Origin of the sequence: Exiguobacterium sp. s168, from assembly GCF_018619035.1 — a bacterium.
Lineage (GTDB): Bacteria > Bacillota > Bacilli > Exiguobacteriales > Exiguobacteriaceae > Exiguobacterium_A > Exiguobacterium_A acetylicum.
In genome coordinates this window covers 42700-50957 of record NZ_JACSNE010000025.1, presented here as the reverse complement: position 1 = coordinate 50957, position 8258 = coordinate 42700, and the positions used below count along the sequence as shown (strand labels likewise).

The following is an 8258-nucleotide window of genomic DNA, read 5'->3' as shown; positions in this document are numbered from 1 at the left end:
AAAAAACCTGAGCCCGGTGGAATACCGGACTCAGGTCCTCAAGGTCGCCTGACAAATTATTTATTGTCTAACTTTTTTGGTTCAGTTCACCTATTTCCGGTGGGTTTTTTCTTTTCTCAAGCGTTATTCTGTTTCATTAATCCATTTGTAGCCGATGCCCCAAACGGTAAGGAAATGGTCATCGATGGGAAATCCAGACTGCCGGATCTTTTCGCGCATATTCCGCACGTGCGAATCGATTGTCCGTCCTTCCGTTTCCGAATCGAATCCCCAGACCAATTGGATCAGCTGGTCCCTGCTGAAAACTTTGCTTGGATTTTGCAACAGTTGACCCAGCATGAGGAACTCTTTCGGTGTCAGCTTGATGAATTGCTTTTGATAGCTGAGTTCGAACCGGTCTTCGTCCCAAAAGAGGCCCTTCACTTCAATGCTTTTTTTAGGCGCAATGGGGCGAATTAATGGGTGATGAAGGCATAACAACGGCTATTCTAGATCGTTTACTTCATCGAGTAGAAGTCATTCAACTTTCAGGTGATAGTTATCGAATCAAACACCGCAGCACAATCTTCAGTGGAGAAAGTGTTCAAAATTAATTAGCAAAAGTGTTCAATTCTACTTGACGGTTACACCTTATCCGAATTCATATACTAACTCTATTCTTAGAAGGTTTTGGTTTTGATTTTGAGTTAGCTTTTATAGATGGTTTTGATTTAGGATTTTCTATTTCCCAATTCGGATGATTGCTTTGCGCCCATTTTACCGATACTTTTCCATTCTTTAATACTCTCCAAGTGCCTTTATTGGCCCATAAAGAAAGATATATATGACCAACTACAAGAATAGTTGCCAATGTTGCCGTGCCAGCATGTATGATTAAAATTGTACCATCCGCTTCAGTTTCAGTTATTCTGCTAATGAATAGGTTTATCCCTGTAGCCAAAAGAAATATAGGTAGTAAAATAGTTATCCAAAAGAATATTTTTTGCCCAGCGTTAAATTTTCCAGCAGGTAAAGAGAGCGACTGCTTGGTTAAATAACCTCCTAAATGCTGGAGCCACGATTTGTCATAAGGTTTAAACCAAAAAGACTTATGCCATAAGAAAAAAGTGATAACCGATGTTGTAAAAAATAGTATACCGCTAATGTTATGCATCATCCCTGCTGCAACTGTACCTTCAATAAATAAAAAGACTAGACCGCTAATTGCCGCGATCGTAAAGGTAAGCGCTCTAATATTATGAAGTGTTCTCTCAAAACGGGTAAATCTTTCGATGACATTGTTTGAATCGTCTAATTGAACACCTTTAGTCCCTCTCTTTATGTAATGAATAGCTAAGACTAGAACAGATAATATTAATAATGAAATAATAATGGCACCGCCAAAATTTTCATAAATGGTCAAAATACTTTCCTCACTTTCATTTTTCTTGCGAAGTAATTTGAAAAACGTTTCACAATTATTTAACTTATGAAAAAGGTCGTGCTAAAAATCAGCACGGCCCTTTTTCAAAATTAACTGCAGCATGAGCTACCATAGCTATCCTCTTTAGCCAATTCTTCCGTAACCTCATATCCTGAATCTTTAATAGCACCTTTAATTTCTACTAAATTAACTGTACTTTCATTAAATGTTACATCCACTTTTCCTTCAGAACGTAGAACGTGTACAGATTCAACTCCATTTAGCTTACCTACATTTCCCTCGATTTTATTAACGCAAGATCCACATGTCATTCCTTGTACATTAAGTGTTACTGTTTGCATTTAAATTCCTCCTAAAATTTGAATTCCTTAACACGAATTACCTAACCCGTGTAGGGTATATTATTCTTAAAAAAATTATCTAATGTTTGCTATAGCAGTTGTAAAATTTATACTCAGCAATCTTAATTGCGCCACCTCCTTAAATTAACACTTTACTTTAGGAAATAGGGTAAATAGAGTCTTTATTATCCTTGTCATCTACTTTGACTTAATTTCATATTTACGACAATACTAATTAAACCAACTTACCTTTCCGTCGCTTCAGGGAAATCCTTTTTGTAGCAATCGCAATACTTAACAAGATAAGTAACAAACCTATGATAGTCCCAATTGTTATAACCTCATTAAGGAATAACACTCCCCAAATTATACTAAAAACTGGGACTAGTAAGGTTACATTCGATGTATTTACAGGGCCAATTTCTTTCATAAGCTTAAAATAGATTAGATATCCTAAAGCTGTCGAAAGCAATGCCAACCCCATAACAGAATAAATTACTTCCAATGATGGCATCTGTGTTGGTAAATTAAACATGGCTACAGGGAAAAGTAGTATACCTGCCCCTAATTGCTGTCCAATTGCTAAATCAAGTGCTGTTACTTCTTGAAGCTTTTTGGATGCATAAACTCCACCAACACCATAGGAGATAGTTGCCAATATAATAAGCAAAGAAGATAAAATAACGTTATCATCTATTGAAACAGGTCTAAATCCTATTAAAATGGACACCCCAATAATTCCTAAAATAAATCCAACAATTTTTCTTTTTGTCAACGGTTCCTTAATCCAGATCCATGCAACCAATGCTGTAAATAATGGAGTTGTTGAATTAATAATGGCTGACATAGAAGCAGGCAAATAGATTCCAGCTGTTGAAATTAAAGTGAAAGGAATCGCTGCATTATATGTCCCTAATAGTAAGTATTCCTTCCAATACCTTCGTAGCTGAGGACGTTTTCCTATCAAAAGAGCATATATAATCAATGCCACAAAAGAAATGATCACTCTCAGATCCACTAATAAAAATGGGCCCAAAATTGGTGAGGCTATTCGAATAAAAAGAAATGATGCCCCCCATAGTCCACCTAAAATTAATAATAAGCCAAAATCTCTTTTCTTCATTATGCATACCTTCCTTATTAATCCATGGATAACTGTTAACATGTTGTTTTTAACTTTTCATCTATACGGAAATTTAATTGGAACCAAGCGTCCATGTTTTTCCCTTGGTTGCAATGATAATTTTATAAAGGTTTATTTCACAAGGATAACAAAGGGATAAGCATTCACTTGTTCTTCAAACTTAAATTCAGCCTTTTGCTTTACAACACCGTAGCCAAGTGCCGCGATTTTCTTTTCAAAATCTTCCTCACTTAGTTTGGATGAATCATATTTAATCGATGACTTTTCAATTGCTAAGTTAACGGTTGCCTGTTCGACACCCTCCATTTTATTTAGCCCTTTTTCAATACGTGTCGCATATGCGGCACAAGTCATTCCGGTAATTCCAATACTCGCTTCTTTAGAAGCTGTACTTTTTTCTATTGTACTCACGATTTTTCACCCATACCTTACCTATGTATGGTATATTTTTTTGAAAGTGAGAGAGTGCTACGATAGCACTCTTATTCTACCTCGTATCCTTGATCTTCAATCGTTTCTTTAATTTTATCAAGGGATACTTGCGTTTCATTAAATGTTACGTCGACTTGAGCATCATCTAAATTTACTTTGACATTGTTAACACCTTCTAATTGACCAACGCTTCCTTCGATTGAATTTACACAGTGTCCACATGACATACCTTGTACGTTTACTGTTATATTCTCCATGTTTTTCTTCTCCTGTGATTAAAGTATTGTTTACCATATACAGGATAGGGGTACATATAAATCGAAAAATTATTTTTTCATTAGCTTATGAATCGTCACAACTAATTCATCTAAAATTTCTTCATCACCTTCTGAAAGACGATCGACGACACAACCTTTTAAGTGACCTTCTAAAAGAATTTTTGCTACACTATTTAATGCCGCTTGTGTGGCTGAAAGTTGTGTAATCACATCATCACAATAAACATCTTTGTCAATCATCCCTTTGATGCCTCGAATTTGACCTTCGATACGATTTAATCGAGTGTTTAAATCCTTCTTTACACGTTCTGGATGGTGGCTTTTACGACAAGACGTACCTTCCTCTGTATGGCAAACTACTTCTTTTGCTGCGTTTTCCATCGTGTCAACCTCCTAACTTGATTTCATTCTACCATACCCTAGTTAGGTATTTAAAGTGATGTGCAACATTTTCTTTACAAGTATAGCTAAAACCTTTTTGACGGTTTAAAAAGTTGCTGCATTGAATATTAGATATGAAAGAAATAACTATTTACTATACTGATGGCGAATATCGACTAGTTTATCAAGTAAGAGTTCTTTTTTGTTTTCATTAAAGATTTTAATATTCTCTGTTTTAATTTGAAATTCTCCACCAACAATTTTATTGCTTCGACAACTAACCTGGGTAAAAATAGGTGTTAAGGTATTTACCCATGCCAATTCTTTCATTATTTCGGATTTAATATCTGCTTCGACTGCCATTTCGGGAAGTACTTTAATTCCCACCCCCGCGATGACACGAGCCTATGATACAATCGCCTATGCCTTGACCTATACACCGACCACTGACGGCGAACCGGTGGAAAACCACAAATGGGTCATCCACGAAGAACTTGAAAATCCGGGAGATGAATCGTTGAAACAAGGCGATGAAGCAACACTAGCTGCTGCTCATATGGAGGGAATGGACGGTGCAACGGCTACGATTGATTCAGCCGAGGAAACAACCGTCTATAATGTAGATTTCACATCTACGACTGGTGGGGAACCGGTGACGAATCACAAGTGGGTGACCGAAGAGGAATTAACAGCGAACTGAACCGATTGAAGTAGTAACCACTTCAAAAAGGAAGACCAAACAGCGAAAACATTTCGCTTTTGGCCTTCCTTTTTTCGAGAAATAAATTTTCCTCCTTATCAGTCTTCTTCCGATAAACTTATGATATGTAAAGTTATTGTATGTTAACATTTCACCTCTTCACTTTTCAACCTGTGATGTTTATTCGTTTAAATTTCAGCTATTTCCTTGAAACCAATCGTTATAGAATCCGTAAATTATGTTATCTATTTGGAAATGAGGAATTAGAAAATGAGCATTCAAGGGATAATAGCATTAGTGATTTCGATAGGCGGTATAGGGTTTGCTGGTTTTTCCCTTCTGTCCAAAACAGCTTTTGAAGAAGTTTTTATGACAACAGAGCAAAAAATAAAACAGCGATTGTTCGGCTTACTTGCGGCTGTGCTTTATTTTACGGTTCTGTTTCCTTTTTTGTATGTCGCATGGGGAATCGTCGTGAATGATTTGGAGCTTGCGTCGATCAATTGGGAACTGGCGACAGGCATTGCTGTCAACACACTGGTGATCAGTGCCGCCATATTGGGCATCGGCATGAAAAAGGTAGGGAATTTCATCACCAAAGAGAAAACCATGTACAAAGTGAATATCGAGGGCTTGGGCGAGCTGTACCTAGTCAAGATGCTAGACCGAGAGACATGCATTTTTTCTTCAGACGCGCATCTGGACTTAGACGATCTGAGTGAAGAGACTTTTTTAGTCAAAATGGACGATTTAATGAAGTTGCCCATATTAAAAGAGGTGGTCCCTGTGTCGACTCGCAGCATTTACCAGAAACTTTTCAACTGATTAAAAGCGAGTTGCACTTTTGTGAAACAGGTTGATTTTGAAACTATCTTGTTCTCCTTAAATGGAGCGTTTGTAGAAGGGCACTGTTATAAACCAAAAGGAAGAGGAAATGCTAAAAAAAGCATTTCCTCTTCCTTTTTACTTCAATTTAATTTTCTTTCCAGAACCAGTGCATTAATTAGTGCTCATACTCAAGATTTAACTTCAAAAGGAACCAAGTACTTATTTGCAATACGATCGGAATGGAGATTCGATCCTTCTAAGAGCCGATTACATTCCGCTTCCAGCATTTCATTGCTAAGTTGCGATTCACTAAGCGTAGTTAAAAATAAACGAGCATCCGAAACCAAAGACATAAGGTTCTCATAGGTAAGTGCATGAGAAGCTCCTGCTACAGCAGAACGAGAAGCTTGATTTTTAGGATGTACGCTAACTCTTACACACTCATAACTTGGATATTCGGTTGTAAACCACTCAGCAGCTACTAAAAGCTGTCCGTGCTCACTCTTTGTTAAAGCATTTTTTTCCTTTTTCCGGCTTTTCGCTTCTATTACAAGTCCTACTTGATTTGGCAACAGCCAGAGGACATCTGGACCTTCGCCACTAAAATCATGTCGCTCTGATATAAATCCTAACATAGAAGCAAGGTCGCAAAGAGCTTGTTCAAATTGATTAGCTGATGCGTCCTTGTGGAGATTCGCTACAACCTCTTCAAAATTTTGTAGAAATCCTTGACGAAGGCGGTAATCTCCTATTTTACGAGCAATGGCTTTAGCTTGTGGTTGTGAAACTGACAAAGGACGATACGGAGGGAGAACTCTCGGCCGGATTAAGTTTCTGTTATTGGAAAAGGCTTGACGTTGCAAATCCAAAGCCCTATCCCTATTCCCCCACCTATCTGCTATACGAGCAGCTAATTGCTGGAACCATCCAATCATTTGTATATCCAGGTTGTATTTGTCATCATTGATTAATTGTTCGAGCTTAGAGATCGCTTTATCATGATAACCATCATTCCAAAGGTTTATTACCTTTCGTTCTACTTTAGCTAGAGTAATATATAGATCATTTGTCTCGTCCGCATCAACTTGCTCAGCTAAAGTTTCAGCGTGATATTCAATCCAATCTTTGTCTCGATCAATACTTCTTACGATAGTTTGACCTAAGTCTCTAGCGCTTTCTATTTCTTTACTCACTTCTATGCCCATATCTAACTGAGCTCTAGTTGCACTGGTAAGGAACCGGAAATTTGCGTCTTTTGCTACCCACGATGAAATGTCTCTCCCCATCAATAGGATTACACAATGATCCCCTGCTCCACGAGCTCCTCTGCCAATACCTTGTTCAATTCTTTGCGCTATCATACGCGTAATAGTAGTCCCGCCGTATAAAGCACTTGCTCTAAACAGCTCATAACTTGAGGTTCCTATTGGTAAACCGTTCATAAGAAGTATCCTACAAGAGTCACCAGGCAAATCAATTCCATCGTAGCGATTCGCAAATACAACAGGACCTTTAATTTTTTCTTGCTGTAGTTGGGTAACTAAGCTCTCAACTTCTGTCGAACCTTTTGCTACAGAAGCTACATTAGACCATTCCTTTGCCGCTGTGTCAGATGGGACTAACACAACCGCTCCCACACCTCTTTCACTAGTTGCCCATTCAATAATTCGTTCGCTCTGTTCTTTCTTGAAATCAAAGTCCATTAACTCAGGAATGAGTATCATTCTCTCACTAATACCTGCCAATGAACGAGATTGAAGAGCTCCTTTAACACTTTCGGGATTTGCATCAAAAGTTCGTATAATTTCACTATCATCTGCGATCGTCGCTGACATGTAAATTTTTCTAGGGGCTTCGTAAAAAGTTGGAAATGCATTAACCAAAGGCAAAATAGGTGTAATTGTAAAAGAATCTTTGCTGATAAGAGCATGACATAGATGAAGTTGGTCCCTTAGTAACGGCCACACCAAACCAAAGTTATCTGATTCAGCTTTTAGTTGTTCTCTAACTGCATCTAGTTGATCGTGCCACGCCCAATAGGGTACCTCTAAGATTGAAAAATCAGAGCCCGCCACTATATCTTCCAATGTTCCAAGTCTATCAATGTCCTTAAATGACTTTCTGAAAAGATTAATAAGTTCCAAGTAACGAGAAGGATTTTCTTTCTTTTTTACTTCAAGGGTAAAAGAATCACGAATCACCGAAAAAGCTGCATGGGCATCATCAAGAATGATAGCAGCCACGTTTTGAGGATTTGCTTCCCCCCTAATACCAAACTTACTTTTCCCGTGAAATAACGCTTTGTAAGTCGCCACCATTATGGCTTTCCCGTTAACAAAATCTTCGTCAAGTGGTTTTCCTGAAATATATGGTACAGCAGAGATTCCTAAGTTATCTGCTTTTTCAAGAGTTTGCTGAACCAATTGTGTAGTGGCAGCTAGATAAAGAACTGGTTCACCGGTTTCATTTTGTGTGGATTGAGCCATAAGTAATCCGGTTAAAGTCTTGCCGCCTCCCGTATGTAATTTGATTATTATATCCTGCTCGTTCCTGCGTTCAAACCACTTCTGAAGAATTTCGGTCTGACTAGTATATAAATCATTAATTCCTTCAGGTTTCGGCAATCTCCTAAATATCTCTAATGGATCTATTGATTTAGGTTTTGCTTTCTTTGATTTAAGTTTTTTAAAATCTACCACGATACTCACCCCATTCTTATAAACTGTAAATT

8 protein-coding genes and 4 pseudogenes are annotated in these 8258 nt (G+C 37.8%); 3 read left to right on the top strand and 9 right to left on the bottom strand.

Going from position 1 to position 8258, the window contains the following annotated elements; genetic code table 11:
• Nucleotides 1–123: 123 nt before the first annotated feature.
• Nucleotides 124–459: pseudogene (locus tag KNQ15_RS13390) on the bottom strand (winged helix-turn-helix domain-containing protein); the annotation flags it as partial.
• On the opposite strand from KNQ15_RS13390, the pseudogene KNQ15_RS13385 reads away from it, so the two are divergent.
• Nucleotides 444–593 (top strand): annotated as a pseudogene (locus tag KNQ15_RS13385) (ATP-binding protein); the annotation flags it as partial. The pseudogenes KNQ15_RS13390 and KNQ15_RS13385 overlap by 16 nt on opposite strands.
• 47 nt (nt 594–640) lie before the next feature.
• On the opposite strand, the gene KNQ15_RS13380 reads toward KNQ15_RS13385, so the two are convergent.
• From KNQ15_RS13380 to KNQ15_RS13350, 7 genes and pseudogenes are all read right to left on the bottom strand, one after another.
• Complete coding sequence (locus KNQ15_RS13380; RefSeq protein ID WP_214725469.1) at nt 641–1402, bottom strand: formate dehydrogenase subunit gamma; 762 nt, start codon at nt 1400–1402, stop codon at nt 641–643.
• 110 nt (nt 1403–1512) lie between these two features.
• Nucleotides 1513–1764 (bottom strand): copper ion binding protein, encoded by a 252-nt coding sequence (locus KNQ15_RS13375; RefSeq protein ID WP_214725467.1) that lies wholly within the window; start codon nt 1762–1764, stop codon nt 1513–1515.
• Nucleotides 1765–1999: 235 nt separating this feature from the next.
• A complete protein-coding gene (locus KNQ15_RS13370) occupies nt 2000–2887 on the bottom strand; it encodes a DMT family transporter (RefSeq protein WP_214725466.1) in 888 nt (295 codons plus the stop codon).
• A 186-nt stretch (nt 2888–3073) separates the two neighbouring features.
• Nucleotides 3074–3262 (bottom strand): annotated as a pseudogene (locus KNQ15_RS13365) (cation transporter); the annotation flags it as partial.
• Between the two features lie 128 nt (nt 3263–3390).
• Nucleotides 3391–3597, bottom strand: a complete 207-nt coding sequence (gene copZ, locus KNQ15_RS13360) for a copper chaperone CopZ (protein ID WP_214725464.1) — start codon at nt 3595–3597, stop codon at nt 3391–3393.
• Nucleotides 3598–3666: 69 nt separating this feature from the next.
• Entirely contained in the window at nt 3667–3999 is a 333-nt protein-coding gene (locus KNQ15_RS13355) for a metal-sensitive transcriptional regulator (protein ID WP_214725462.1), read from the bottom strand.
• A gap of 147 nt (nt 4000–4146) precedes the next feature.
• A complete protein-coding gene (locus KNQ15_RS13350) occupies nt 4147–4362 on the bottom strand; it encodes a hypothetical protein (RefSeq protein ID WP_214725460.1) in 216 nt (71 codons plus the stop codon).
• Nucleotides 4363–4402: 40 nt separating this feature from the next.
• Here KNQ15_RS13350 and KNQ15_RS13345 point away from each other — a divergent pair.
• Together KNQ15_RS13345 and KNQ15_RS13340 are read left to right on the top strand one after the other, a co-directional pair.
• A pseudogene (locus KNQ15_RS13345) lies at nt 4403–4699 on the top strand (YdhK family protein); the annotation flags it as partial.
• Between the two features lie 270 nt (nt 4700–4969).
• Nucleotides 4970–5524 carry a hypothetical protein gene (locus KNQ15_RS13340; RefSeq protein ID WP_214725457.1) on the top strand — a complete coding sequence of 185 codons (555 nt, stop codon included), beginning with the start codon at nt 4970–4972 and terminating at the stop codon, nt 5522–5524.
• Between the two features lie 191 nt (nt 5525–5715).
• Here the strand turns inward: KNQ15_RS13340 and KNQ15_RS13335 are convergent, their stop codons facing one another.
• Nucleotides 5716–8226, bottom strand: a complete 2511-nt coding sequence (locus KNQ15_RS13335; RefSeq protein WP_214725577.1) for a DEAD/DEAH box helicase family protein — start codon at nt 8224–8226, stop codon at nt 5716–5718.
• Nucleotides 8227–8258 lie beyond the last annotated feature (32 nt).

Excerpts from the sequence above, each read along its gene's own strand:
- KNQ15_RS13375 (WP_214725467.1), bottom strand. The coding sequence starts at position 1,764 with ATGCAAACAGTAACACTTAATGTACAAGGAATGACATGTGGATCTTGC.
- copZ (WP_214725464.1), bottom strand. The coding sequence starts at position 3,597 with ATGGAGAATATAACAGTAAACGTACAAGGTATGTCATGTGGACACTGT.
- KNQ15_RS13370 (WP_214725466.1), bottom strand. The coding sequence starts at position 2,887 with ATGAAGAAAAGAGATTTTGGCTTATTATTAATTTTAGGTGGACTATGG.
- KNQ15_RS13350 (WP_214725460.1), bottom strand. The coding sequence starts at position 4,362 with ATGGCAGTCGAAGCAGATATTAAATCCGAAATAATGAAAGAATTGGCA.
- KNQ15_RS13355 (WP_214725462.1), bottom strand. The coding sequence starts at position 3,999 with ATGGAAAACGCAGCAAAAGAAGTAGTTTGCCATACAGAGGAAGGTACG.
- KNQ15_RS13340 (WP_214725457.1), top strand. The coding sequence starts at position 4,970 with ATGAGCATTCAAGGGATAATAGCATTAGTGATTTCGATAGGCGGTATA.